The organism is Alkalihalobacillus sp. MEB130 (genome assembly GCF_032335535.1).
Lineage (GTDB): Bacteria > Bacillota > Bacilli > Bacillales > Bacillaceae_D > Halalkalibacter.
This window is the reverse complement of the sequence record NZ_JAOANA010000001.1, coordinates 351,811-377,791: the sequence shown is the minus strand read 5'-3', so window position 1 is coordinate 377,791 and position 25,981 is coordinate 351,811. Positions and strand designations below refer to the sequence as shown.

The following is a 25,981-nucleotide window of genomic DNA, read 5'->3' as shown; positions in this document are numbered from 1 at the left end:
CTTTTGACTTCTATAGATGTCGTTAAGTTCAACTGTACATGCATCTTCTCCACCTCAGACTTAAGTATGCATGTACACCAGCAAACTGTACATTCTTATGTAATCATATCTGTACATTATTAAATTAGCATTTATAGTTATGATTCCCAAAACTTTGGTGGAGTGAGTTTTCGAGAAACATTAGGGTAATATGATTCCTGAAATTTTGAAGGAGAGTGTTTTCGGGAAACATAAGGGAATTATGATTCCTGAAATTTTGATGGAAAGTGTTTTCGGGAAACATAAGGGGATATGATTCCTGAAATTTTGAAGGAGAGTGATTTCGGGAAGTAAAGGGGAGATATGATTCCTGAAATTCTGATGGAGCTTTTTTTCGGGAAACAAAGGCGAGATATGATTCCTGAAATTTTGGTGGAGTGAGTTTTCGGGAAACAAAAGTGGGGTGTGATTCCTGAAATTTTGGTAGAGAGAGTTTTCGGGAAACAAAAGTGGGTTATGATTCCTGAAATTTTGGTGGAGTGTGTTTTCGGGAAACAAAAGTGGGTTATGATTCCTGAAATTTTGGTGGAGTGTGTTTTCGGGAAACAAAAGTGGGTTATGATTCCTGAAATTCTGATCGAGAGTGATTTCGGGAAACAAAAGTGGCGTATGATTCCTGAAATGCTGATGGAGAGTGTTTTTCGGGAAACAAAGTGGGTTAAGCTTCCTGAGACTCTGAGGGAGAGAGTTTTTGAGAAACAAAAGTGAGATATGATACCTGAACTTCGATCGTAATTAAAAAAGACGACTTATTGTTAGATTTTTTGCAATATTTGAAAATAACTCTTTTCTAAAACTTGCATCTATGATAAAGTGTACCTATCAAACTACTTCTATGAGAAATACAATATTCCATCAACAACCCTTCACCTTAGTAAAACTCACCTTATACATCTCAAGTTAATCCAAATAAAAGATTATTTAATATTTATCATGCATATTTTTTACTCAGCAACTGTATAGTAGATTATCAAAGTTTTTATTAACCTTTTTTTTTGAAACCGGTTTATTACTTGCCTTTACCTCTTTCCGGTAACGTTACCGGAAAAGGAGAACGACGATAATTATTTTTTTACACAATCCTGGAAACGTTCTCGGTAACGTTTCCGGTCGGACCGGTAACGTTACCGGAATAACAGGAGAGGAATTCGTTTATGGTAACGATAAAAAATATTGCAAAGGAATTAGGCGTTTCGGTTTCTACTGTTTCGCGTGCGATTAATAATCATCCAGATATTAATTACGATACGAAACAAGAAATCTTAGAAACAATTAAACGTTTGAACTATACACCTAATGCGTTGGCTAGAAGTATGATCCAAAAGAAAACGTACACCATTGGTTTGATGGTTCCTGATATTACAGATCTCTATTTCTCCGCAATTGCTCATGATGTCGAGGAAGTATTATCAGAGGTAGGGTATCAGATCATCTATGGAAACACAGGGAGAAACCCTGAGAAGGAAAAGAACTTTCTTTTTAATTCGTTAGCTAGGAAGATGGATGGGTTAATTGTGACACCGGATTTTGTTGATGACGATATGATCAAATGGTTTCAACAAATTGAAATACCGGTCGTGTTTTTAAGACGTCGGCCGCCAGCTGAGTTAAACATTCCGTTTGTGGATGTGGATCATTATAAGGGTGCTTGCCAGGCGATGAATTATCTTCATTCGCTCGGTCATACGAATATTGGGTTTATCCGAATGCCTGAATACTCTTTTACAGGTCTTGAAAGGTATATGGGATTTAAAGATTCACAAGAACAAAAGGGGATCGCTCCTCCGTACCATGTGGCTATAGCAGAAGGGAAAGGCATGGAAGACGGGGCAAGAGCAATGGAACAGTTGCTAGAAATGAACCCTGATCTCACCGCTGTTTTTGCAGGGAATGACCAGTTGGCCATTGGAGCGATGGAGTGGATGGAGCGAAACGGGATAAAGGTACCTGAGCAGATTAGTATTGTTGGGTTTGATAATCTTGAATTAGCGAACCTTCACTGGGTGCAATTAACGACCGTAGCGCAACCGTGTCAAGATATGGGGAGAAAGGCCGCCTTGCTATTATTAGATATGCTAAATGAGAAAAATGAGAGACCTGATTCAGAAATTTTGGCAACAAGTTTAGTTGTAAGACGATCCTGTAAATCATTAGTTTGAGTATATAACCCTGTGAATAGATCATTGAAGGAGGTGCTTCCAATCGAGTAGGTATCGCAGGGTTTTTGCTATAGATATAGGCTTAAAATGTAAACGCTTACCAAATTAAAGGGGGATATTGCAGATGAGGACTAAAAAGCTAGGTATGGTTATGATGGGAATTATTTTAAGTATGTTATTGGCTGCTTGTGGATCAAGTTCAAGTTCAGAACCAACGGATTCAAATAGTACGGGTGCAGAGACAGAAACGAAACAATCTGATAGCTTAACGATTTATACCGCTTTCCCGGAGCAAGAAGTTTTGGCTTATGTTAGTGAATTTGAAAAAGAAACAGGAATTAAAGTGAATTTTGTTCGACTGTCAGCTGGTCAAATTTTAGCAAGAATTCAAGCAGAAGGAAATAATCCTCAAGCTTCCGTTTGGTACGGTGGACCATCTGATACGTTAATTGCGGCAGCGAATAGTGGATTGCTTGAGCCGTTTGAGCCGAGTAATTCAGATATTCTTCCAGAGGAATTCTCTGATAGTGAGTGGAACTGGACTCCGATCTATGTTGGGGCATTAGGGTTTGCATCGAACTCTGATTGGTTGGAAAGAGAAGGAATTGATCCACCAACAAGTTGGGCTGACTTATTAAAACCTGAGTTTGCTGATAATGTAAGTGTGGCTCATCCTGCATCATCTGGAACGTCGTATACGGTATTAGCGACTCTTGTTCAACTGATGGGAGAAGAAGATGCAATCGATTACTTAAAACAATTGGATGGAAACATTCGTCAATATACTCAATCAGGATCGGCTCCTGCTAATAATGCAGGTCTTGGAGAAGTGGGTGTAGGGATTGCCTTTGCTCATGATATTTTAGCACCTATGAAAGAAGGCTATCCTATTACACTATCGTTCCCTGAAGATGGAACAGGGTATGAAGTAGGGGCTGTTGGGATAATTAAAGGTGGCCCAGCTGATGAAGTGGAAAATGCGAAGAAATTTATCGAATGGTCTGTAAGCAAGGAAGCGCAAGATTTATATGATAAGGGTGGACATTACCGTCTTCCAATTAACCCAGAAGCAATTGTTCCAGAAGGGGCTACTCCTTTAACAGAGCTTGATGTGATTGAATACGACGCTGTTTGGGCTGGAGAGAGCCGTGAAGAATTGATTAATAAGTTTGAAAACGAAATTAGAAATCAAAGTGCCGCGCAGTAAGAAAAAGAATCCGTAAGTGGTTCATTTCAAGAAGAACATGTAAATGAAAATTCACATCACAAAAGAAGGAATCTAGCTCCTTCTTTTGTGAGAGGAGGTAGGAACTTGCTATGGCAGAATTGTCATATGAACCACAAAAGAAACTAAACAAACAACCAAGCAAAACGAAACAGCTTTTAAAACAGCCATTTTTATTAATGATTATCCTTTCGATTTTTGCCTTCTTCATTATCTTTGCTGTTTATCCTCTCTACCAAGTACTAAAGGTTGCCGTAACTGGTCAAGAAGGGTTTAGTTTCTCTCATTTCTTCGAGATGGTGACGAATCAATTCTTTTTGCAAACGATGTGGAATAGTGTTCGCTTAGGAATTTTCTCTGCCGTATTAGGTACAGCTGTTGGGTTTCTCTTTGCCTTTGCGATAACGAGAACGGAAATGAAGGGAAAGAAATTCTTTCATTTAATCGCGTTACTTCCGATTATTTCTCCTCCTTTTGTTATTGCTCTATCAATGATTTTATTATTCGGTCGAAATGGAGCGATTTCAAATGGAATCTTTGGATTAACGAACTCAAATATTTACGGGTTAAGTAGCTTGGTTTTCATTCAGACTCTAGCGTTTTTCCCGATTGCTTATCTTAGTTTACGAGGGGTATTAGAATCAATTGATCCAGCCTTGGAAGACGCAGCTCTTAACATGGGGGCTTCAAGGTGGAAAGTGTTTCGGACAATTACGTTTCCATTAGCATTGCCAGGTATTTTTAGTTCATTGTTGCTCGTCTTTATTAAGTCGATTGAAGATTTCGGAAATCCGATGATTATCGCAGGAGAGTACGAAACATTAGCCGTTCAGGCTTACTTACAAATAACAGGAATGTATAACTTAAATACAGGTGCCTTTCTAGCGCTTGCCTTGCTTCTTCCGTCTCTTACGGCATTCCTTGTTCAGAAATACTGGATTAGCAAAAAGTCGTATGTCACGGTTACGGGGAAACCGAGCCAGGCATCGATTAAAATACATGAGAAATACATTGTGTATCCGCTATTTGGCTTATGTATCCTTGCTACAGGAACGATTCTATTATTCTACGGATCTGTTGCATTTGGTTCTTTCGTAAAAGTGTGGGGTGTGGATCATACGTTAACATTAGATAATTTTAGATACGTGTTAACACTAGGATTTAACTCGATTAAGAACTCGTTAATTCTAGCAACCGTTTCTACTCCTATCACAGCTATATTAGGGATGGTGATTGCCTACCTTATTATCCGGAAGCAATTTATCGGGAAAAAGGTATTGGAAGTATCAACGATGTTATCGTTTGCGGTACCAGGAACCGTTATTGGTATTGGATACATTTTAGCGTTCAACCAATCTCCATTTTTACTTACGGGAACAGCGGCTATCTTGATTATTGCCTTTACTGTTCGAAATATAACGGTAGGGATTGAAGCAGGAACGAATAGTTTAAGACAGGTTGATCCGTCGATTGAAGAAGCTTCTACTAACTTAGGGGCAAATGGATTTCAAACCTTCTTTAAAATTTCCTTGCCATTAATGCGTTCAGCTCTATTCTCTGGGCTTGTCTATTCATTCGTTAAGTCCATGACACAAATTAGTGCGGTTATCTTCTTAGTTTCGGTGCATTGGAACTTAATGACAGTTTCCATTCTTTCTCAGATTGAATCAAGCCGAATGGGTGCTGCAGCTGCGTATGTGATGATCCTAATTTTTATAATCTTAACGGCCATAGGAATTCTTCAGCTATTTGTTAATAAGCTAGGGCCAAACCAAAAGAGGAGGAAGTAAATATGTCTACGATTAAATTAAAAACCTCACCAGTTAAGATGAGCAATCTAGTGAAAATTTTCCCTGCCCATACAGGTTCTGATGAACATGTGGCGGTCGATAATATTGATTTAAACATTGAATCAGGGGAATTGGTTACCTTATTAGGTCCGTCCGGTTGTGGAAAGACAACAACATTACGAATGTTGGCTGGATTTGAAATTCCGTCAAGTGGAAGCATTTATATCGGCGATGAAGATGTGACGAATGTTCCCGCTAATAAACGAGACGTCGCGATGGTCTTTCAGAGCTATGCCCTCTTTCCGCATTTAACAATCTATGAAAACATCGCGTACGGGTTGAAGATTAAGGGAGTTCCTAAAAAGGAAGTCATTGAACGTGTCGATCGTGTGATGGAGCTGATGCACTTAGAAAGATTCCGTGATCGTCAGCCATCTCAATTATCAGGTGGACAGCAACAAAGGGTCGCTCTTGCGCGTGCAGTTGTAACAGAACCAAAAGTATTGTTATTTGATGAGCCCCTGTCCAACTTAGATGCCAAATTACGTGTGTATATGCGTGAAGAGTTACGAAAATTGCAACAACGATTAAATATTACGAGCCTCTATGTAACCCATGATCAAACCGAGGCAATGGCGATTTCTGATAAGGTTGTCATTATGAACAATGGGGTAATTGAGCAAATCGGATCTCCAGTTGAAATCTACACGAAGCCTGTGAATCAATTTGTTGCCAACTTTATGGGGAAAGCCAATTTCTTAAAGGCAACCGTTAAAGAGATCAACAATGAAAAAATCGTCCTAGACTTTGAAGGCTATACGATCGAGATTGCTAACGACCATAGTCATAAATGGAGCGAAGGAAGCAATGTTCATGGAGTATCGAGGCCTGAGTTTTGGTATGTGAGCGAAACTGGCTACTATCAAGGGATCATTAGAAGAGCGATCTATTTTGGAAACTTTGTTGAGTATGAAGTGGAAATTGGAAATCAGCGTATTACCTTTGAAGACTACAATCAGAGTGTGAACGGAATTTATCAAGAGGGAGACTCCATTTCATTGGATCTTAAAGAAAATACAATCAACGTTCTCCCGGTGGATGTGGCTTATGAGGAAGAGTGAGGTAGCATTGGATCATAAGGATCTAGCTCTTAGTGTAGCTAGAGAAGCAGGGGAACTCATTAAGAACTATGTGGGAGGGCAATTTCAAGTAGAAGAGAAGTCATCTGTTTTTGACTTAGTAACAGAAGTGGATCGGGAGTCCGAGTTGCTTATTAGGAAACGGATTAACGAATACAATCCTGCTCACAAAATAATCGGAGAAGAAGGCGTGGATCAAGAGGATATCTCCATCCTTCTTGAGTCAGATGATTACATTTGGGTAATCGATCCCATTGATGGCACAACGAATTTTGTTCATGGGTTACCTGGATATTCTGTTTCGATTGCTCTTGTCCATAAAAAAGAAGTCATTCTAGGTGTGGTGTATGATCCGAGTTTAGATGAAATGTTTTCTGCGGAAAAAGGGAAAGGCGCCTTTTTAAACGGGGAAAGTATCCACATTTCCAACATTCATCTATTGGAGCACAGTGTCTTGTCGACGGGATTTCCGTCTGATATAGAAGGGGCACGAGCAAACGTGATAAAAGGGATCGATGAAATTGCGCCTGTCTGTAGCAATTTACGCTCGTTTGGCTCAGCTGCCTTGCATTTAGCGTACGTAGCGACAGGGAGATTAGAAGGTTTTTGGGAATACAATTTAAATGCGTGGGATATCGCTGCTGGTTATTTATTAGTGAAAGAAGCTGGAGGTAAGGTATCCGATCTATCAGGATCCCCTTACCACCTCACAACAAGAAATATTCTCGCCACAAACGGTCAAGTCCATGAGCAATTACTGGGACGCTTATAGCGAGAAATGAGGGAGGAGTAGATGAAGGGATACTTATTTATTACGGACTTAGATGGAACGTTACTAAACTCGAAACAAGAAATTAGTCTCGAAAATAAAAAGGCAATTCAAGAGTTTCAAGAAAACGGTGGCTTGTTCACCATAGCGACAGGCCGTATGGAAAAAGCCGTTGAAACGTTTGTAAAAGAGTTGAACATTGATATCCCGATGATTTTATACAACGGAGCGAAAGTCGTTTGTCCTTTATCGGGTGAAACGTTGATGGAAAAACATTTGGATGTCCCTAGCGAAGTGATGCAGAACGTGAATGAGCTTGCTAAGGATGAGGTAGGAATGTTGTTTTATCAAGATAAAAAGGTATATACAACGACGAAAAACCAATACATCTATGAATATGAAGCAAAAGAAAAAGTGACGGTTGAAATCAATGAGGATGTTTTTGAGAAGCCAATCACCAAGGTGCTCTTAATTGGAGAGTGTGAGAGATTGAGAAGCGTGGAAACTACCATTGAGGAGTGGAATGTGCCAGTTGACTTAATCTACTCTGAAGCTACTTATTTAGAAATTTTGCCAAAGGGTAGCTCAAAAGGCGAAGCGGTTCGTTTTTTGAAAAACCACTTAAATCATTCGACCATCTATACGATTTGTATTGGTGATAACTTAAATGATTTATCGATGATACATGAGGCAGATCGAGGAATTGCGGTCGAGAATGCCCATCCGGAACTGAAAGAAAAGGCTGATCATGTCACAGTTCATCATGAGCAGCATTCTCTAGCAAATGTATTAATGGGGTTAGGCAAGTAAACTATTCAGAGATTAGGAGAGGGTTATATGTCAAGTTTACGAGTAGGAATAATCGGTGCGGGCCGGATCGGTCAGCTACATGCGAAGAACATTTTACAATCTAGTTCAGTGGAATTAAGAGCGATTTCAGATGTTTTCTTGGACGGAGTGAAAGGATCCAGCTTAGAAAAAGAGGTTGCTTATTTAACGACTGACTACAAGGATTTGATTAAAGATCCCGAAATTGATGCGGTCCTGATCTGTTCTCCGACGGATACGCACGTCGATATTATTGTAGAAGCGGCAGCTGCGGGTAAGCATATTTTCTGCGAAAAGCCGATTAGCTTTAGCATCGATGAAACGAAAAGAGCTCTTCAAGCTGTGGCAAAAGCAAATGTGAAGTTCCAAGTAGGTTTTAACCGTCGATTTGATAAGAACTTCCGTAAAGTTTCTGACACCGTTCGAGCGGGCCAGATTGGAGATCCGCATATCATTCGCGTAACTTCAAGAGATCCTGAAGCCCCACCTGCTTCCTATATTCAACGATCAGGCGGCATGTTCATGGATATGACGATTCACGACTTTGATATGATTCGCTATCTATCTAATAAGAATGTAGTGGAGGTCTATGTGAAAGCTGCCAATCTTGTAGACCCAGTCATTGGGGAATGTGGAGATGTGGATACCGCTATTATCACACTTACATTTGAAGATGGCTCACTTGCTGTTATTGATAACAGTCGAAAAGCCGTTTATGGATATGATCAACGTGTCGAAGTATTCGGCAATAACGGGGCTGTATCCGCTAATAACGAAAGACTTTCCAGTGTTGAAATTAGTACCGACCAATCGGTCCTACTTGATAAGCCGAAAAACTTCTTCCTTGATCGATATGAGGATGCGTATGTGGATGAGCTGAACTCTTTTGTAGAAGCCATTCTTGGTAATAAAGAAGTAGAGTGTACGGGGGAAGATGGGTTTCAAGCTGAGATTTTGGCACATGCAGCACGGAAATCATGGGAAGAAAAGCGAGCTGTGGTGGTGAGTGAGTTGGTGGAAGAGGTGGTTGGGTAGGTAGGGGTGCCCTTTTGGGGGTGCCTTTGGGGGTGCCTGTCACCACCCGAACTTCCTCGATTTTTGTCGATACGTTCTACCTCAAATTGTCTATGAAAAAGCTGACTGCATGTGTGTGCAGTCAGCTTTTTGTGGATAGCGCAAGACAATAGGAGGTGTCGGGCACCAGGGACGTTATCGATCGAGTATGTTTTCTGGAACGAAAGCCAGATATGATTCCTGAAATTTTGATGGAGAGTGATTTCGGGAAACATAAGGGAGTTATGATTCTTGAAATTTTGATGGAGAGTGATTTCGGGAAGCAAAGGTGAGATATGATTCCTGAAATCTTGATGGAGAGTGTTTTCGGGAAACAAAAGCCAGATATGATTCCTGAAAATCTGGTGGAGAGTGATTTCGGGAAACATAAGGGAGTTATGATTCTTGAAATTTTGATGGAGAGTGATTTCGGGAAGCAAAGGTGAGATATGATTCCTGAAATCTTGATGGAGAGTGTTTTCGGGAAACATAAGGGAGTTATGATTCTTGAAATTTTGATGGAGCGTGTTTTCGGGAAACAAAAGCGAGGTATGATTCCTGAAAATTTGGTGGAGAGTGATTTCGGGAAACGAATTGGAATATCAGAATGCGTGTGCACCAATGGATTATAGAGGACACATGGTTTAAATTTTTATTGCAAAAGTCCTCAGCATGAGTGGATTCAGGGATTAGGTACAAGGAACTTGTATCTCTGTACAGGACATAGATATCTGTCCGCTCCTGACATAAAAAAGAGTGCATATAGCACTCCTCTAGTTATTGTTTTTATTTTTTAAAATATATAATTCTTTCTCCATTTTATTTACTTTATCGGCGATAAAATCTACGTCAATAATCCTTGATTCATTCATTAATTCAAATTGTCCGCCAACACCTTCGAGTTTTGCTTCAATCGTATCAAATCGATTATGCATGTCTAATTTTAAATCATAAACATCTGATTTCATATTTTTCATTTCTGATTTTAAATCAGTCATATCCAATTTCATACTTTTCATTTCTTTACTCATTTCTTTAAGTAAATCAAGAATTTGCTTATCCACGTTATCACCTCTACCATGATTATAATAGATGTTTAATAAACAAGCATCACATTTCTGTTATATAGAATTGCTGCTTTGTAGCGTGGCGATTTTTAGGAACTCGTTACAAAATATGAAGTATAAGTAGTTAACTCAATTGTTGATTGTTCACAATAATGCTGTAATTAGGTCAAAATAATGTCGATAAAAGGAGATGTTAATTTGCCTGAAATACGTCCAATAAAGGTTTTGAGAAATACAACAGAGATCTCTGAATTGTGTCATAAAGTAAAAGAACCTATTTTTATTACGAAAAACGGCTATGGAGATTTAGTTGTGATGAGTATGGGAACGTACGAAAAATCTTTAGGAAAATTGGAATTATATCAAAAGTTAGCTGAAGCGGAGACGCAAATCACAAACGGAGAAGAACTTTTAGATGGGGAAGAAGTCTTTAAAGACCTAAAGAAAAAGCATGGTAGAAAATGAGTACAAAATTAAATTTACACAGATAGTATAAATTTTTGAATAGCCGGAGAAGCATGGGGACGTTTTGGTTCTCATGCTTCCAAAGCTGATTTTAACAAAGGGAGCAAGACTAGATTTTTGTTAGGGGTAGATAGCATAAACAGTGCAAGAACGTCCCTTGTCATTACAGAACATAGTCAGCTAAAACACTTTGAACTTCATAGATATTTAAGCTTTTATTAAATTGTTTTTGAAGAGGCGCTGAACTTCCAGAGACCCAAATTTTTAATTCCGCATCTAAATCAAAGTTTCCAGCTGTTTCAATACTAAAGTGGGTGATGTTTTTATAGGGGATGGAGTGAATCTCAACTTTCTTTCCTGTAACACCTTGTTTGTCGACTAATATTAAGCGTTTATTTGTAAAAATAAATAAATCACGGATCAGTTTATAAGCCTTTTCAATTTTTTCATTGGCAGACAACACCTTGCTAAATTCTTTCTCTACTTCATTCACATTCACTTCTGACGCATTACCCATAATTCCATCAAAAAATCCCATAAATATACGCCTCCTAAAAAATAGTAACCTTTTTGAAAATAATACCATACTTCTGAGTCCTTGGGGGCGGAGGGACAGAGCATTCAATCTCGTTTGTGGATTAATAAAAACCATTAAGTATAAAGGAGATACATCTTCATAAGCAAAAAAGTGGATAAACTCTTATTTATACAGAGGGTTATCCACCTTTTTGAGTTATGCACAAGAGTTTTCTCGATTTTTTGCTGAAAAAGGTAGATATCCACACAGATTCAATGGGACGATGGGGATAGGTCCGACGTCCCCTTATTTTGCTTATGACGAATAAATTTCTAGTTGCGTTTAAAGGGTGTCATCTATATTTGGGACCTCCTCCTCTACTGTAACAATTGAAGAATCCCTTGTGGCAATTGATTTGCTTGGGCTAACATAGCTGTTGCTGATTGGTTAAGAATGTTTCGTTTTGTGAACTCCGTCATCTCTAAGGCCATATCGGCATCTCTAATTCTTGAATTTGCTGCGGTTATATTTTCAGTATAGTTAGCAACATTACTGTGAATGTGTTCGAGTCTATTATGATAGGCTCCAAATTTAGCTCGTTCAGAGGAAATCCGTTGAAGAGCTTGATCAATTAATTCAATTGCTTCATCGACATTGGCTTCAATTGTTAGATGTTCCAATCCTAATGCTTCTAATCGCACATCTGCTAAAGGAATCTCGAGATGATTTCCCTTATTAGCCCCCGTTTGTATGACAACAAATGGCAAGTCTAAAAGTTCAGAAGAAGATGAATCAGCTCTGATGTAATCAGCTAATTGTTCCAGATTTTCACTAAAATTACTACGGATATCAAAGTATCGATTTGTGCTATCGGTAGCTGAAATCGGACTAGATAACTGTGAAAGTTGAGCGAATTCATCTGAGGATGGGTCTGTATCACTAATAATTGTAGTATGGACACCTGAGAATTGGAGTGTCTCTGCTACTTGGGAAGTCGAATAAATGGACCTACCTGTACCTTCAAGATCATGATTTATGGCATCAGTTATAAGAATAAACTGTTTTGAGGCACCTTCGGAAAAATCAAAAGACATCGCTCCATAAGTAGGATCCATTATAGCTTCTAAGCCTGATTCTGGTAAGTCTCCACCCCAAGATAAATTGATGTTATTTATTTGTTGTTGAAACAGTTCAACATTATCAGTGAAATCATATTTTATTAACGGAGGTTCTTCTTCAATATAGTTAATATCTGAATAAGTGACTAGTCCGTAACGAGCTTGAATGTTATGATTAGCTAAGCTTTGAGTGAAAGCTTGTAGGTTGTTAATCACATTATTAATAGGTCCACCCATACTTCCTGTTCGATCAATAATAAAGATGATATCTGCTTTTCCTGTCCCACCCGAGCTCCCTTCTCCAATTCTTTGTGCTTCGATAAGCGGTAAAATCCCATTAAACTCGGTGTTATATGCTGTTTCATCAATTCCCTTTTTTAATTGATCAATCTCAAGTTGGATTTGTTGCTTATCAAAATCGGTTAACGTGTCGTTTCCTGCCTGTATAGCTAATTCTCTTATTCTTTGCAACTTGTCTTGAATGGAATTCAGGCCACCCTCTGCTGTCTGAATAAGTGATATGCCATCTAGAATATTTCGATCTGCCTGTTTTAAACCTCGGATCTGTGACTTCATTTTTTCTGATATGGCTAAACCTGCAGCGTCATCAGCTGCGCGATTAATTCGTAAACCTGAAGATAATTTTTCTAGTTTTTTTGCAGTGTTAAAATTATTTTTATTTAACTGATGATATGTGTTCAAAGCCACGACATTATTGTTTATTTTCATAAAGCACCTGCCTATAATATCTACTCTTTTATATATCGGTTTGTCTTTTTAGAAATTTAGGAGAATTGGCTTATAAGATTAAAAATTTTTTCCATGTTTGACTAAGTTATAAAATTAAATGTTCAGCGTAAAATAAGTTATTTATTGGGGGCTTTAATGGTGCCTGTCCCCCCCGAACTTGTATTGCTTTAGTGGCTGTTCCTACCCGAATTACCATCCGAAATACTCAACGACTTACCTGAAACTGGGACGAGGAACCTGTCCCTATGACCCAAGGAACCTGTCCCTATGACCCATACAGCTAGGGAGTCCTGTTTTGTGCTGAGCACAAAACAATTTTCATAGAAATGATGGTATAATTATGAAAACCTTTTCTTATATTTAAATAATCAGTTAAGAAAAAATGAAAATTTGTCATGTTATTAAAGTTGAGTTAGTACACGTGCTTAATTTCCTGAATATTGGAATAATTAGGGAGTTGAAGGGTGGAGGGTATATGAGTAGAGGATGGAAAAAAGAGATCTATGTATTTATTGTGGTTCTGGTTTTTGCTGCACCTCTTATAACTGCTTGCGGGACTACCGAGGGTGTAAACGCCCAACCGGTGAATAGTAGAGAGTCAACTGGACCGAGTTACACTCTCAGATTAGCTGAATCCCAGACAGAGGATTATCCCGTTACGTTAGGGAATAGAAAGTTCGCTGAAATGGTTCATGAACAAACAAATGGAAGAATTAAAATAGATGTGTATCCATCAGGTCAATTGGGGGATGAGCGTTCAACGATTGAGCAGCTTCAGTTAGGGGTGCTTGATTTTTCTCGTGTTAGCTCGAGCCCGCTTGCTGAATTTAATCGTGATTTTGGTGTATTTAGCTTGCCGTACGTTTTTGAATCAGGTGAACATATGTGGGCGTTTCTTGACGGGGAGACTGGAACGGAGCTGTTAACAAGTTTGCATACATCGAGTTTAGTAGGACTCACGTATTATGATGCTGGTGGCCGTAGCTTTTTTACAAAGGAGCCAGTAGAAACAGTGGAAGATTTAAAAGAATTAAAGATACGGATTCCACAAAATAAAATTAATATTGACTTAATGACAGCTTTTGGTGCGGAGGCCGTTCCTTTGCCATATGGTGACGTCTATCAAGCACTACAAGAAGGCGTGATTGATGGCGCTGAGAATAATTTGCCAAGTTATTATTTCACGCGGGCGTATGAAGTTGCCCCGAACTACATTAGCAATGTCCATCAAACACCACCTGATGTTCTCCTTATGAGTAAAACAACCTGGGACAAACTGACAGAGGAAGAACGGATGATTTTGAAAGAAGCTGCACATCTATCTTCTCTTTATCAGCGAGAAATCTGGAAGGAAAGTGAAAAGAAAGCTATAAAAAAATTAGAGGAACATGGAGTGACGATTATGGAAGTTACTGATTCCTCCTCATGGAAAGAAGCGGCAAAACCAGTAATGGAAAAGTACCAACTTCACTTTCTAGAGGTGTTAGAAGGGGTTGAAAGAGCGAAATAACGAAAAATGGATAAGGTGGACCTGCAGATGAAATGGAAGGAAAAACTCAATTCAATAGTGCGCATTATTCTTTTACGAGATTTTTCCCTTATGGTCAAGCTCTGTATTTATTTTGCTCTATTAATTCTGATTCCCATGTGTACCGTTGCGATTATTTCTTATAAGCATTCTGCAAACATACTAGAAAAAGAAGTAGAACAATATAATAGTCAAATTATCGAGCAAGTACAGAAGCATGTTGAGTATTATGTTAGGGATTTGAAGCTTGATACGTTAAAAGTCATTCATCAGCCCGATGTGTTGCGTTTTTTAGAAATGGGTTCTAAGGAGGAAGTGGAGGCAAGCGGGATTGCCAAATCGATCCGAGCCTTGTTCAGAGATGCGGCAGGGTTTCGTGCAGATATTAATAATATAACGATTGTCTCAGAAGGAATGGAAACCATTGATCTAATGGGAAGTACTTTTTCAAATGCAGATCTTGAGGAAGAATTGTGGTATTCTTCCGTACCTTTGACAGGAGAAACGATTCTTTTCAGTCGAAATATACCGTGGCATAATCGGATGGAACCTGTTGTTTCAATTGCCAGACGGGTAGCCAATCCACAAACGTTAGAGCTAACGGGCATGATTATTGTGGATGTTAATTATAAACGATTTCAAGAAATAGCTGAACGCGTTCAGGTCGGGCAAACTGGTTTCATGTACATTCTTGATTCTCAAGGAAATTATCTTTATCATCGAAATCTAGCAAGTTTGGGTCAGCAAGCGGAAGTTGAGGATTCTGGACGCTTATTAGATGGACAAGGTTCTTTGATTGTTAACAATGGAGAAAGACAGTTTCTTACGTACAGTCACTCTTCTTTTTTAGGATGGACGCTTGTCATCTCAACTCCTTATAAGGAAATGACTAAAGGAATAAGAGAGATCGGGAGAACCATTCTTTTCACCTCTATTATTGCCCTTGTTGTTGCCAGTTTACTAGGGATGGCCCTCTCAAGGAGTGTCATTCGCCCGATACGTAAGCTGCAAAGCTTTATGCAACGGATTGAAAAAGGTGACTTTTCTTCAAGATTAAAGGTAGAGTCTAGAGATGAAGTAGGTCAGTTAACAGAAGGTTTTAATGTTATGGTTTCGAAGTTAGCTCAATTATTAGATGAGATTTATATCTCTAGGCTAAATGAAACACAAATGTCTTTAAGACATAAGGAGACCGAACTGAAGGCCCTTCAGTCACAAATCAACCCTCATTTCCTATACAATTCTTTAGATACAATACGGGGAATGGCTCTTGAACAAGACATGGATGATATTGGAGATATGGCTGGCTCATTAGCACGTTTGCTCCGCTACAATTTAAAAAATCGTTCTTTTCTCGTTCCTGTGAAAGAGGAGGTACGTGCTTGTGAAGTCTATTTGCGTATTCAAAAGTATCGTTTTGGTGATCGCTTAGACTATCAGTTTCATATAGATGAATGGGCACTGGAACAATCAATTGTGAAGTTTTGTCTCCAACCTTTAGTTGAGAATAGTATGATTCATGGAATTGAACCATCCACTGGAAAGGCAAAACTATCGATTGCATCAAGACTGGACACTTCCTCTTCTTTTATCATAGAAATTGCTGATACTGGGGTAGGGATGACAGAGGAGAGTCTTCAAAAAATAAACGAGAATCTAAGTAACAATGAAATGTCGCATGAAGGAAAGCATATTGGGTTAATAAATGTCCATAAAAGGATCGTTTACTTGTTTGGTGAAGACTATGGATTACAAATTGAAGGGAAAGAACAAGAAGGAACCACGGTGAAAATCCGACTTCCTTTGAATCGATCTTTAGAAGATAATGAGTAGAGGCTGTCTCAAAAGGTCTAAGTACGGACCTTTTGAGACAGCCTCATTTTTTTAGCTTGCTAAGACGTAAGTCCCGAACAAAACCTAAAATATATACAAATTAATCTAAAAATTATGTCTAATGATTCATAAGTTAACGAGGTTACAATAACAAATGTAAACACTTTCATTAATTGAGTAATTGAAAAGTCAACGGTTATCATGTTGTGTATTTCTAACACAATTGAGATAATCTTGCTGACGTGGTTTGTGAACAGTAAAAACGTCAATTCCTAAAAAAGAATGAGGTTCCTATGTATACAATCCTATTAGTTGAAGATGAAAGATGGGTACGTACAGCCATTAGAAAAACTATTGAGAAAACGAACTTGCCCTTTAAAACCGTTCACGAATGTGAAAATGGGTTAGAAGCGATTGATTGGCTAAAAGAGAATTCAGTAGATTTAATTATGACCGATGTGAAGATGCCGGTAATGGGGGGGATCTCTTTTGTTCAAGAAACTCGCAATAAGAACGCGAATCTAGACATTATATTTGTAAGTGGGTATGACGATTTTCCATATGTTCAATCAGCCTTAAGAAATGGTGCAATCGATTACTTGTTAAAACCTGTAGACCTAGAAGATATGACGTTATGTCTAGAAAAATGGTTGTCTAAACGACCGCGGATAGAAGAAAAGCCTAAAACGAAGCTTATGCCATCAGACATGTCAACCATTGAAAAAGTCATTCAATATATTGAAGAATCGATGCCAGGTGAGGTTACATTATATGAGGCTGCCGAGAACGTTCATTTAAATCCAAGCTACCTTAGCCAGATGTTTAAGCAGAAAATGAACATGAACTTTTCCGATTATGTTCAAACGCAACGTATGAACGAAGCAATTAAACTATTATGCCATACGTCTCTTCCGATAGCAGAAATCGGTCATCGGCTTGGTTATACAGATACCGCGCATTTTAGTAACAAATTTAAAAAAGTCACAAGCCAAAGTCCATCTGCGTATAGAAAGTCTTATTTGCTTTCAGAAAGTCAAAAATAAAGCTTATTCTTTGAGGGAGGTGATAACTTTATCTTTGACCAGGACCAGCGTTAGTAGTTGTTGACAATTTTATAAAAGGGGAGAAGTTATGATGAAAAAGTTATTTCTAGTTTCACTTTTTATGTTGAGTATGATTATGATGTTAGCTGCATGTGGTAGTAGCTCTTCATCCAATTCCGCACCAGAATCTACGGAATCTGAAAATGAAAGTAGCACACCTCAAGAAACAACAAATGAGCAAACGGTAGATGAGGTTACATTTGATATTAGTCTAAGCTTAGGTGAAGGTAGCTTTGCAGATGTTGGCGTACAAAAATTTAAAGAAGAATTGGAAGCGCTTTCCGGTGGGGCGATGTCTCTAAACCTTCATTATAACAATACATTTGGTGGAGAACGTGAAGTTATTGAAATGATGGGGATTAATTCATTAGATATGGCAACAACATCAAGTGGTGCGTTAGGCACATGGTCAAAAGAGTTTAATATGTTTGACTTGCCATTCTTATTTAGAGATCACGAGCATGCGTATCAAGTGTTTGATAGTGAAATTGGAGAAGAATTGGCAACGAACTTCGAGCAGAGCTCAAATGTAAAAATTTTAAGCTTCTGGACTGCTGGATATCGTTACTTATCAAGTGCTGAAGGACCAATTAAACATGTTGACGACGTAGCTGGGATGAAACATCGCGTTCAAGAAAATGAGGTTCAAATTGATACTTGGAGAGCTTACGGAGGAAATCCAACTCCAATGGCATGGCCGGAAGTTTACACGGGATTACAGCAAGGAGTTATTGAAAGTCAATCAAACCCATTAGATTCCATTTATACGATGAAGTTTTTCGAGGTACAAGACTATGTATCGAAACTACCAGAAATCTATCAACCTTATTTATTACTCATGAGTGAGACACTGTTTGATTCCTTGACCCCGGAACAACAAGCAATCGTCCTGGAAGCAGCAGATAACTCAGTTCAACATGCTAGAGAAGGTTTCGAAAAATTAGATGCGGAAGCAACGGAAATCTTGAAGGAAAAAGGGATGGAGATCACAGAGACGGAAGACATTGATGTAGAATCCTTCAAAGAAAAAGTGGAGCCGGTTTATGAGAGATTTGCTCCTGAATTTGGAGAAGAATTGATCAATAGTATTAGAAACTCTTAACGAGGTGAAAGGACAGTTGAGATCTTCTCAACTGTCCTTCAAAAAAAGGAGTTGAGAAAATGAGAATGCTGTTTAACACATACGTAGGAGCAGTTGACTTTATCAACCGAATGGTAGGCTACGTTTTAGCGTTGATGTTATCACTAATGAGTATCTTTATTTGCTGGCAAGTATTTGCACGTAAAGTGATCGGATCTTCGCTTTCCTGGTCAGAAGAAGTTTCACGCTTTCTCATGGTGTGGGTTGTTCTTTTAGGTGCAGCCTATGCACTAAAGCGGGGAGAGTTAATTGCCGTTGAAATCTTGCCAGAGTACTTAAGTGACAAAGGGAAGAAAATCATTTTTTTAATTGTGAGCCTAATTTCCTTGGTCTTTTATGTAGTGCTTATGTTTTTCGGTTGGCAAATCACTCAGTCAGTGGCTGTTCAAATTGCTCCAGGTACGGGCATCTCGATGTTTTGGGTATACCTCTCTTTACCAGTAGGAGGAGCTTTGCTGATCTTAAATACACTCTATTTAATGATAAAGAAATTCACATAGAAAAGAGGGGGTTCGTTTGCTACCATTATTTTTCCTTTCGCTCTTTATTCTTTTATTTTTAAGTGTTCCAGTAGCCGTAGCGCTAGGATTGGCTACGACCATTGGAATTATGATGCATGATACGATTCCATTAATGACAGTGGCACAAAGGATCTTTATTTCCATTAACTCGTTTCCTTTAATGGCGATTCCATTTTTTATTCTAGCGGGAAATCTCATGCAAGTTGGGGGATTGTCCAAACGTTTGGTTACATTTGCTAGTTCCTTAGTAGGTCATATGACAGGGGGATTGGCAATGGTTGCGATTTTAACTTCTATGTTTTTTGCTGCCATTTCTGGATCGGGAGCAGCAACGACAGCTGCTATCGGCGCCATCTTAATTCCTGCAATGGTCGCACAAGGGTACAGTAGGGAATTTGCAAGTGCAAACCAAGCTGTTTCGGGGGCATTGGGTGTTATTATTCCTCCAAGTATCTCACTTATTTTATTTGGGGTATCGGCTAATGTCTCTGTAAGTGATATGTTCATCGCAGGATTTATGCCCGGACTACTCATTACCTTCTCTTTGCTAGTTATGGCTTACTTTGTAAGTAAAAAGAGAGGGTATATAGGAATTGAAAAAAGCACAACGAAAGAAGTGTTAATCTCGTTCAAACAAGCTATCCTAGCTCTTTTAATGCCAGTTATTATTTTAGGAGGGATTTATGGAGGCATTTTCACTCCAACAGAAGCAGCTGTAGTGGCTGTGGCGTACTCTCTTCTTGTGGGAGTTGTGATTTACCGTGAGATTACGATGAAAAAGTTGGTATCTACACTGATCGATTCAGCTGTTACAACGGCGATTGTCATGATTATCATTGGAACGGCGGGGCTATTTAGCTTCTTTGTAAGTATCACTGGGGTTCCAGGTATTATAATGGATTCCATATCTGGAATTATTACAAATGCGATTATTTTCATTTTGATCCTGAATCTCATTTTACTGATAGCAGGGATGTTTCTAGAAGGAGCAGCAGCCATTCTTATTTTTACACCATTATTGCTTCCAGTGGCGGTCAACCTTGGAATTGATCCTATTCACTTTGGCATTATCATGGTTGTCAATTTAGCAATTGGATTGGTCACGCCACCAGTTGGGATTAATTTATTTGTTGCTGCGCAGATATCGAATCTAACCTTTAATAAGTTATCAAAGGCCGTTATTCCATTCCTTTTCGTGTTAGTTATTGATATTTTAATTATCTCTTATATACCAGCGCTCTCTACTTGGTTGCCGGAATTGTTGAAGTAGGAGGGACGGGGGGACAGGTCCCTCGTCCCACCGTCTAATAAATTAATCGATGAACAAGAAGGTTTTTCGTTAAGAAAATCGAAATTATTTTTAAGCTTCTCATTTTTTAGCTCATCCTCTGATAGTCATCTTCTTTCTTGACAACCCACTAGGTAGAGCAGCATGAATTTCATGCCCTCTTTACGGTATTTAGCCTCCCTATATCTAGAAACTTCGAATACTCCATCCTATCTTTTATCCAGATGCAAATAAAATCATCAACCTTGAGGTGATTCAAATATGCCAAGAAAAGCAAGGACAAAAAGCAGAAGTGGCATCTATCACATTATGCTTAGAGGAATTAATAAACAACTGATCTTTGAGGACGATGAAGACAAAAGAAGGTTTCTTGAAGTATTAAAACGATACAAAGAACGGTGTCATTTTCAACTTTATGGTTACTGTTTGATGAACAATCATGTTCATCTCTTAATGAGAGAGGGAGATGAGCCTCTTTCCTTGATTTTAAAGAGAATCAGTTCAAGCTATGTTTACTGGTACAATAATAAATATGACCGGTTTGGGCACCTTTTTCAGGAACGCTTTAAAAGCGAGAATGTAGAGGATCGTGCCTATTTTCTTACCGTTCTTAGATATATCCACCAAAACCCCCTCAAGGCAGGCCTCTCCCCAGATGTCTTCGACAGTAGTTGGACAAGTATACAAGAATATACTCAAAAGGCGACCATAGTGGATGTCGATCTCGCACTTAATCAATTCTCAGCAAATAGAAAAACAGCCTTGGTAGGATTTAAAGCTCATATGCAGCAAATCACTAATGACCGATGTTTAGATGAAAAAGTCATAGTCAGAATCTCTGATAGCGAAATCATGAGTTATATGCGCGAACTTGGGATTTCAAACAGTAGTGTTTTGCAACAACTAGATAGAGAAAGCCGAAATGACATACTGCGGGAACTAAAAAAGCTCAATGGTATATCGATCCGACAATTATCGAGAGTTACTGGTGTGTCCAAAAGTGTTATTCAACGACTCACCTGAAGTTGGGACGAGGAACCTGTCCCCCCGTCCCACCCGTCCCACCGAAGAAATACTGTAACTAAATCTTACAGATCTACTGATAAAGATTTAGGTGGATGGTATCTTCTAAATAACAAATAAATTAATGGAACCGGTCCCGCGATACGGAACCAAGGTTGAGGAGGTGGAGAAAATGAGTTCTGAAGAAAAAGATATTGTTAAATCTGTTGAAAGGTCGTTAGATATTTTAGGGTGCTTTACGATGGAACAACAAACTTTAACTATTAAAGAAATAACAACAAAACTTTCGTTACCTAAGAGTACGGTATTTAGATTACTAAATACATTAAAGTCTAAGAATTTTATAGAGCAGGACCCTGAGACACAGAAATATCAACTAGGTTATAAATTATATGATTTGGGTAACATTTACGCTGATAAATTGGATTTACGTAAACTTGCGTATCCTATCATGATGGAGCTTAGTAAGAAAACAGCTGAAACTGTACATTTAAATATTTTAGATATGGGCCAGAGGGTATGTATAGAAAAGGTTGAAAGTACCCACCAAATTCGAAGTTCTATTAAGGTAGGAGCAAGAAGTTCTCTATGTTTTGGAGCAGCTGGGAAAGTACTATTAGCATTTCTACCTGAAAATGAAATTAAACAAGCTATTATAAATGAACAATTAAGTTCTGAACAAGAGGAAATACTTAGAAAGGACTTAAAGAAGATTCGTGATACAGGGTTTATTGTAACAGTTGGAGATCGTGTTATAGATAAAACTTCTATATCAGCCCCCATCTTTGACTCTACAGGAAAAGTCATTGCAGGTCTCTCGTTATCAGGTCCAATCGAACGACTTAAGTCAAAGGTTGGATGCTTAGTAGAGGAACTAATTGCTGCAGTTGAGTTACTTTCCTTAAAGTTAGGTGGAAATTATCATTTGTCTAGTTTTGCTTCAATTAAAGAGAAGACGTGGGAATTGTATTAAGGGGGGTAGAGATTGGAGTAGATAATGATCTATGAATAAAAATCAGAAACCTTGGCAGTTGCTGTTAGTAACAAGTTTAGGAGTATTACTTGTTATGCTAAATATGAGCACATTAAATGTTGCTCTCCCGGAGTTAGCTACACATTTTCAATCTGGACCAACAGAGACAAGTTGGATATTACTTTCCTATATGTTATTTAATACCGTATTAATATTAGTCTTTGGGAAGATATCTGATGTATATGGAAGACGGAATTTGTACTTAGTTGGTCTTGTTAGCTTTACAGTTATCAGTTTATTGTGTGGCTTCGCTCCTAATGTTTGGTTTCTAATCATTCTGCGAATATTACAAGCAGCTAGTGGAGCCCTTATTATAACAAATACAACCCCTATGATAGCTGATGCATTCTCAAAAAAAAATTTAGGAACAGCGTTAGGAGTCAATGTTCTTGTTTCCTCTGTTGCCCAATTACTAGGTCCTGTTATTGGAGGGTACCTAACTTATGTTCTTGATTGGAGATGGCTATTTTGGTTTAATGTCCCGATTGGAGTTATTGGTATTCTATGGGCGCTATTCGTCATTAAAAAGACCTCGAGTAATGGGAAGGGGGAAAAAATTGATCTTTTAGGCAGTTTATTTATCTTATTTGGCCTTGGAGGATTAATTATTGCTTTCTCACAAGCCGGAACGACGGGGTGGTTACACTCAGTTGTTATTGGAGGATTTGTGGTATTCCTTGTATGTTGTATTTGTTTTATATGGGTTGAGAGAAAAGTGGAGTTTCCTATTGTTGATTTCTCTATGTTTCAAAATTGGGAGTACTCAATGGCTAATCTAGCAACTTTTTTAAATTCATTAGCTCGCTCATCCATCGTTTTGTTGATTGCTCTATATTTTCAATTGATTCATCAGGAAAATACGTTTGTTGCTGGATTGTTTGTCCTTCCGATTACGGGAGGGGTTATTCTGGCATCAGCTATTATCGGTTTTCTGAGTGGGAAATTCAGTATATTCGCACTTTCGACATCTGGATTACTTTGTTCTGCGTTGGGGATGCTGCTTCTTGTTTTTAATACGGACGCTAACTCTTCAATATACTATATGCTCATTGGACAGTTGCTTATAGGTTTTGGTTCAGGAATGTTTATGACCCCCAATACACAATCGATTATGTTAACTGTTGATAGAAAAAAGAGAGGCATGGCAAATGGCTTACGTTCTATGCTGCAAAATATGGGAATGGTCATAAGTACGGCCTTATCACTTATGCTTGTCACATTTAATTTGCCAAGTCACTTACAGAGTGAAATCTATGCAGGGGCCAATGCTCAAGTCTCAGGTAACGAGCTACATTTAATTTCTCAAGGCTTTCAGCTTGCCTTTGGGGTGATGTTATTTATAACAATATTGGCCATCATATCATCTTATCTACGCAAGGGTAGGCAAAAGGAAAATATTGAAGTGGAAGTAGAGAAAAAAACCGTCAAGCAAAAGGCGCTATAAAAGATAAACCATAGATGGAGGATAAACATGAATATTGAAGAGATCTGGAAAGATGTGTTGCTAGAAGATGATGAACAAGTTATTAGCAAAGGGGGATTCGGAAAACCGAGAGGATTAGGGTCACGACCAGCTTTAATCGTGATTGATGCGCAGCCTAATTACGTAGGCGATAATAAGCCGATTCTTGACCAAATTGAACAATTTCCTACTGGAGTTGGCGAGAAGGCTTGGACTGCTTTAGAGAAAACACTGCCTGTCATTAAACTGTTTCGTGAAAAGGAATTGCCTGTTATTTTCACTCGTCAGATTGCAAAATACACACAATTTGATAATTTTGCTGGAAAGAAAGCTTTACGTGATCGTTCTATTTATGAAGCTGGACATTCTTATACAGAGATAGTGTCAGCAATAGAAAATCATCTTAGTGATATTATCATAGATAAGTCTTACGCAAGTGCTTTTGTCGGGACCCCGCTTGTGAACTACTTAATTAAATTACAAGTGGACACTCTTATTTTCTGCGGTGGGGTTACATCCGGTTGCGTAAGAAGTGCCGTGGTCGATGCGGCATCCCTTAATTATAAAGTCGGCATCTTACATGAATGCGTCTTTGATAGAATGGAAATTTCTCATAGAATTAGTTTGTTAGATATGTGGATGAAATATTCTGATTTACTATCTGTAGATCAAGTGTTTGATTATATAACTACTGGGAGGGATCAGTAATGGATACGATAATTAGAGGTGGCAAGGTTGTTATTCCTTATGTAGGGGTGAAGGAAGTAGATATTGGAATCAAAGATGAAAAAATAGTCGCCTTTGGAAAAAATTTGGACTTCGCAGGGGCAAGTATGATTGATGCTACTGGTAAACATATCTTTCCTGGAGCAATAGATGGACATAGTCACTATGGTCTATATAGAGAGTTAGCTCAAGACTACCATGTTACATCAAGATCTTCTGCCATAGGTGGTGTTACAACCGTTATTAACTTTATTAGAAGTGGGAGGTCTTACTTAGAACAACAACCGGAAGAGTTGGCGATCGCAGAAAAAGAAAGTGTAATCGATTTCTGCTTTCACTTAGGGATTGTACTGGATAAGCATGTCAAAGAAATGCGAGACTATGTGGAGAAACTAGGAACGACTTCTTTTAAATTATTCTTGGGTTATAAAGGAATGGAAAAAGAAAGATATGGAACGGATCGAACGATAGATGATGAATTAATGCTAGATATCTTTCAAGAAATGAATGATATCTCTCCTGATCTAACTTTAGCAATTCATTGCGAAAATGTAGAGATGGGAAGGCACTACTATAAGAAGTATCAACATATCGAGGATCGAAACGAATTAGTTTTTTGGGATAAATACAATCCTGATATTGTTGAAACTGAGAATGTTGTAAGAGTTTCATATTTAGCGAAGCAATTTAATAGTAGGATTAGCATCGTTCACTGCAGTGCAGGAACGAGTGTTAATACTTTAAAAGGAATGCCTTGGTTTGATCCAACGTTAGTTCATGTTGAAACGTGTCCGCATTACTTAACAGAGACAGTTGATAATAAGAAAGGTTTAGGAGCAATTGTTAAGCCGCCTATTCGCTATAAGCATGATAATGATCAGTTATGGGATGGTATTAAAGATGGGATCGTAACTTTTATTGGGACGGATCATGTTTCTGTATCATGGGACGAAAAGTTTAAAAAAGGAAATCAGATTGACCAAATCCAATTAGGATTTGGTGGGGCTGAGTTTATGTTTCCTTTAGTACTAAGCGAAGGGCATTTCAATAGAGGATTGCCGTTAGAGAAAATTGCAGAAATTACATCTGCTAATACAGCCAAAACATATGGACTCTTCCCGGAAAAGGGAACGATTGATATAGGTTCAGATGCAGATTTAGTCATTGTGGATTTAGATAAAATGGTCACGATTGACCCGGACACGATCCCAATTAATTCCGACTACTCAATTTATGAAGGCCGTGAAGTAAGAGGATGGCCAGTGATGACAATCAGAAGAGGAGAGGTTATCGCTGCCGATGGGAAAACGATCGAACCAAAAGGGAAAGGGAAATATTTAAGAAGAGAAGCAACTCCAGCAAAGGAACATAGAGTTATAGAAGAAACCACTGTTTTTTCTTAAA

22 protein-coding genes are annotated in these 25,981 nt (G+C 38.5%); 19 read left to right on the top strand and 3 right to left on the bottom strand.

The annotated features are described in order from the left end of the window. Window positions 1-1,193 precede the first annotated feature (1,193 nt). The 7 genes from N0O92_RS01795 (at window position 1,194) to iolG (ending at window position 8,984) form a co-directional block, all read left to right on the top strand. Window positions 1,194-2,198 carry a LacI family DNA-binding transcriptional regulator gene (locus tag N0O92_RS01795; RefSeq protein ID WP_315612891.1) on the top strand — a complete coding sequence of 335 codons (1,005 nt, stop codon included), beginning with the start codon at window positions 1,194-1,196 and terminating at the stop codon, window positions 2,196-2,198. A gap of 124 nt (window positions 2,199-2,322) precedes the next feature. Then, on the top strand, window positions 2,323-3,405 hold the full coding sequence (locus N0O92_RS01790) for an ABC transporter substrate-binding protein (protein ID WP_315612890.1): 1,083 nt from the start codon (window positions 2,323-2,325) through the stop codon (window positions 3,403-3,405). A gap of 110 nt (window positions 3,406-3,515) precedes the next feature. Beyond that, window positions 3,516-5,213 (top strand): ABC transporter permease, encoded by a 1,698-nt coding sequence (locus N0O92_RS01785; protein ID WP_315612889.1) that lies wholly within the window; start codon window positions 3,516-3,518, stop codon window positions 5,211-5,213. A 2-nt stretch (window positions 5,214-5,215) separates the two neighbouring features. Next, a complete protein-coding gene (locus tag N0O92_RS01780) occupies window positions 5,216-6,334 on the top strand; it encodes an ABC transporter ATP-binding protein (RefSeq protein ID WP_315612888.1) in 1,119 nt (372 codons plus the stop codon). After that, the gene (locus tag N0O92_RS01775) at window positions 6,321-7,124 is read left to right on the top strand and encodes an inositol monophosphatase family protein (protein WP_315612887.1); all 804 of its coding nucleotides are present in this window, start codon (window positions 6,321-6,323) and stop codon (window positions 7,122-7,124) included. The genes N0O92_RS01780 and N0O92_RS01775 overlap by 14 nt, the downstream gene beginning before the upstream one ends. Before the next feature lie 21 nt (window positions 7,125-7,145). Beyond that, window positions 7,146-7,931, top strand: a complete 786-nt coding sequence (locus tag N0O92_RS01770) for an HAD family hydrolase (protein ID WP_315612886.1) — start codon at window positions 7,146-7,148, stop codon at window positions 7,929-7,931. 27 nt (window positions 7,932-7,958) lie between these two features. Beyond that, window positions 7,959-8,984: an inositol 2-dehydrogenase gene (iolG, locus tag N0O92_RS01765; RefSeq protein ID WP_315612885.1), complete on the top strand. Its 1,026-nt coding sequence runs from the start codon at window positions 7,959-7,961 to the stop codon at window positions 8,982-8,984. 791 nt (window positions 8,985-9,775) lie between these two features. Here iolG and N0O92_RS01760 read toward each other — a convergent pair. Beyond that, on the bottom strand, window positions 9,776-10,066 hold the full coding sequence (locus N0O92_RS01760) for a hypothetical protein (protein WP_315612884.1): 291 nt from the start codon (window positions 10,064-10,066) through the stop codon (window positions 9,776-9,778). A gap of 201 nt (window positions 10,067-10,267) precedes the next feature. On the opposite strand from N0O92_RS01760, the gene N0O92_RS01755 reads away from it, so the two are divergent. Continuing rightward, complete coding sequence (locus N0O92_RS01755; protein ID WP_315612883.1) at window positions 10,268-10,534, top strand: type II toxin-antitoxin system Phd/YefM family antitoxin; 267 nt, start codon at window positions 10,268-10,270, stop codon at window positions 10,532-10,534. A gap of 163 nt (window positions 10,535-10,697) precedes the next feature. Here N0O92_RS01755 and N0O92_RS01750 read toward each other — a convergent pair whose 3' ends face one another. Together N0O92_RS01750 and N0O92_RS01745 are read right to left on the bottom strand one after the other, a co-directional pair. Beyond that, the gene (locus N0O92_RS01750; protein ID WP_315612882.1) at window positions 10,698-11,072 is read right to left on the bottom strand and encodes a PH domain-containing protein; all 375 of its coding nucleotides are present in this window, start codon (window positions 11,070-11,072) and stop codon (window positions 10,698-10,700) included. Window positions 11,073-11,428: 356 nt separating this feature from the next. Further along, on the bottom strand, window positions 11,429-12,898 hold the full coding sequence (locus N0O92_RS01745) for a flagellin N-terminal helical domain-containing protein (RefSeq protein ID WP_315612881.1): 1,470 nt from the start codon (window positions 12,896-12,898) through the stop codon (window positions 11,429-11,431). Between the two features lie 496 nt (window positions 12,899-13,394). Between N0O92_RS01745 and N0O92_RS01740 the strand changes: the two genes are divergently transcribed. From N0O92_RS01740 to N0O92_RS01690, 11 genes are all read left to right on the top strand, one after another. Next, on the top strand, window positions 13,395-14,429 hold the full coding sequence (locus N0O92_RS01740; RefSeq protein ID WP_315612880.1) for a TRAP transporter substrate-binding protein: 1,035 nt from the start codon (window positions 13,395-13,397) through the stop codon (window positions 14,427-14,429). A 27-nt stretch (window positions 14,430-14,456) separates the two neighbouring features. Next, window positions 14,457-16,280, top strand: a complete 1,824-nt coding sequence (locus N0O92_RS01735; protein WP_315612879.1) for a sensor histidine kinase — start codon at window positions 14,457-14,459, stop codon at window positions 16,278-16,280. Window positions 16,281-16,573: 293 nt separating this feature from the next. Continuing rightward, window positions 16,574-17,323: a response regulator transcription factor gene (locus N0O92_RS01730; protein WP_315612878.1), complete on the top strand. Its 750-nt coding sequence runs from the start codon at window positions 16,574-16,576 to the stop codon at window positions 17,321-17,323. Window positions 17,324-17,414: 91 nt separating this feature from the next. Next, window positions 17,415-18,485 carry a TRAP transporter substrate-binding protein DctP gene (gene dctP, locus N0O92_RS01725; protein ID WP_315612877.1) on the top strand — a complete coding sequence of 357 codons (1,071 nt, stop codon included), beginning with the start codon at window positions 17,415-17,417 and terminating at the stop codon, window positions 18,483-18,485. Window positions 18,486-18,544: 59 nt separating this feature from the next. Beyond that, entirely contained in the window at window positions 18,545-19,024 is a 480-nt protein-coding gene (locus N0O92_RS01720; RefSeq protein WP_315612876.1) for a TRAP transporter small permease, read from the top strand. Window positions 19,025-19,040: 16 nt separating this feature from the next. Next, window positions 19,041-20,315: a TRAP transporter large permease gene (locus N0O92_RS01715; RefSeq protein WP_315612875.1), complete on the top strand. Its 1,275-nt coding sequence runs from the start codon at window positions 19,041-19,043 to the stop codon at window positions 20,313-20,315. A 279-nt stretch (window positions 20,316-20,594) separates the two neighbouring features. Continuing rightward, window positions 20,595-21,356: a transposase gene (locus N0O92_RS01710; protein ID WP_315612874.1), complete on the top strand. Its 762-nt coding sequence runs from the start codon at window positions 20,595-20,597 to the stop codon at window positions 21,354-21,356. Window positions 21,357-21,528: 172 nt separating this feature from the next. After that, complete coding sequence (locus N0O92_RS01705) at window positions 21,529-22,329, top strand: IclR family transcriptional regulator (protein WP_315612873.1); 801 nt, start codon at window positions 21,529-21,531, stop codon at window positions 22,327-22,329. 31 nt (window positions 22,330-22,360) lie between these two features. Next, entirely contained in the window at window positions 22,361-23,833 is a 1,473-nt protein-coding gene (locus N0O92_RS01700; protein ID WP_315612872.1) for an MFS transporter, read from the top strand. Between the two features lie 27 nt (window positions 23,834-23,860). After that, window positions 23,861-24,559 (top strand): cysteine hydrolase family protein, encoded by a 699-nt coding sequence (locus N0O92_RS01695; RefSeq protein WP_315612871.1) that lies wholly within the window; start codon window positions 23,861-23,863, stop codon window positions 24,557-24,559. Then, on the top strand, window positions 24,559-25,980 hold the full coding sequence (locus N0O92_RS01690) for a dihydroorotase (RefSeq protein ID WP_315612870.1): 1,422 nt from the start codon (window positions 24,559-24,561) through the stop codon (window positions 25,978-25,980). The genes N0O92_RS01695 and N0O92_RS01690 overlap by 1 nt, the downstream gene beginning before the upstream one ends. Window position 25,981: the final 1 nt, after the last annotated feature.

What these genes read in the sequence shown, in the direction of transcription:
- N0O92_RS01795 (WP_315612891.1), top strand. Translation starts at nt 1,194, where the DNA reads ATGGTAACGATAAAAAATATTGCAAAGGAATTAGGCGTTTCGGTTTCT.
- N0O92_RS01790 (WP_315612890.1), top strand. Translation starts at nt 2,323, where the DNA reads ATGAGGACTAAAAAGCTAGGTATGGTTATGATGGGAATTATTTTAAGT.
- N0O92_RS01785 (WP_315612889.1), top strand. Translation starts at nt 3,516, where the DNA reads ATGGCAGAATTGTCATATGAACCACAAAAGAAACTAAACAAACAACCA.
- N0O92_RS01780 (WP_315612888.1), top strand. Translation starts at nt 5,216, where the DNA reads ATGTCTACGATTAAATTAAAAACCTCACCAGTTAAGATGAGCAATCTA.
- N0O92_RS01775 (WP_315612887.1), top strand. Translation starts at nt 6,321, where the DNA reads ATGAGGAAGAGTGAGGTAGCATTGGATCATAAGGATCTAGCTCTTAGT.
- N0O92_RS01770 (WP_315612886.1), top strand. Translation starts at nt 7,146, where the DNA reads ATGAAGGGATACTTATTTATTACGGACTTAGATGGAACGTTACTAAAC.
- iolG (WP_315612885.1), top strand. Translation starts at nt 7,959, where the DNA reads ATGTCAAGTTTACGAGTAGGAATAATCGGTGCGGGCCGGATCGGTCAG.
- N0O92_RS01750 (WP_315612882.1), bottom strand. Translation starts at nt 11,072, where the DNA reads ATGGGATTTTTTGATGGAATTATGGGTAATGCGTCAGAAGTGAATGTG.
- N0O92_RS01745 (WP_315612881.1), bottom strand. Translation starts at nt 12,898, where the DNA reads ATGAAAATAAACAATAATGTCGTGGCTTTGAACACATATCATCAGTTA.
- N0O92_RS01740 (WP_315612880.1), top strand. Translation starts at nt 13,395, where the DNA reads ATGAGTAGAGGATGGAAAAAAGAGATCTATGTATTTATTGTGGTTCTG.
- N0O92_RS01735 (WP_315612879.1), top strand. Translation starts at nt 14,457, where the DNA reads ATGAAATGGAAGGAAAAACTCAATTCAATAGTGCGCATTATTCTTTTA.
- N0O92_RS01730 (WP_315612878.1), top strand. Translation starts at nt 16,574, where the DNA reads ATGTATACAATCCTATTAGTTGAAGATGAAAGATGGGTACGTACAGCC.
- dctP (WP_315612877.1), top strand. Translation starts at nt 17,415, where the DNA reads ATGAAAAAGTTATTTCTAGTTTCACTTTTTATGTTGAGTATGATTATG.
- N0O92_RS01720 (WP_315612876.1), top strand. Translation starts at nt 18,545, where the DNA reads ATGAGAATGCTGTTTAACACATACGTAGGAGCAGTTGACTTTATCAAC.
- N0O92_RS01710 (WP_315612874.1), top strand. Translation starts at nt 20,595, where the DNA reads ATGCCAAGAAAAGCAAGGACAAAAAGCAGAAGTGGCATCTATCACATT.
- N0O92_RS01705 (WP_315612873.1), top strand. Translation starts at nt 21,529, where the DNA reads ATGAGTTCTGAAGAAAAAGATATTGTTAAATCTGTTGAAAGGTCGTTA.
- N0O92_RS01700 (WP_315612872.1), top strand. Translation starts at nt 22,361, where the DNA reads ATGAATAAAAATCAGAAACCTTGGCAGTTGCTGTTAGTAACAAGTTTA.
- N0O92_RS01695 (WP_315612871.1), top strand. Translation starts at nt 23,861, where the DNA reads ATGAATATTGAAGAGATCTGGAAAGATGTGTTGCTAGAAGATGATGAA.
- N0O92_RS01690 (WP_315612870.1), top strand. Translation starts at nt 24,559, where the DNA reads ATGGATACGATAATTAGAGGTGGCAAGGTTGTTATTCCTTATGTAGGG.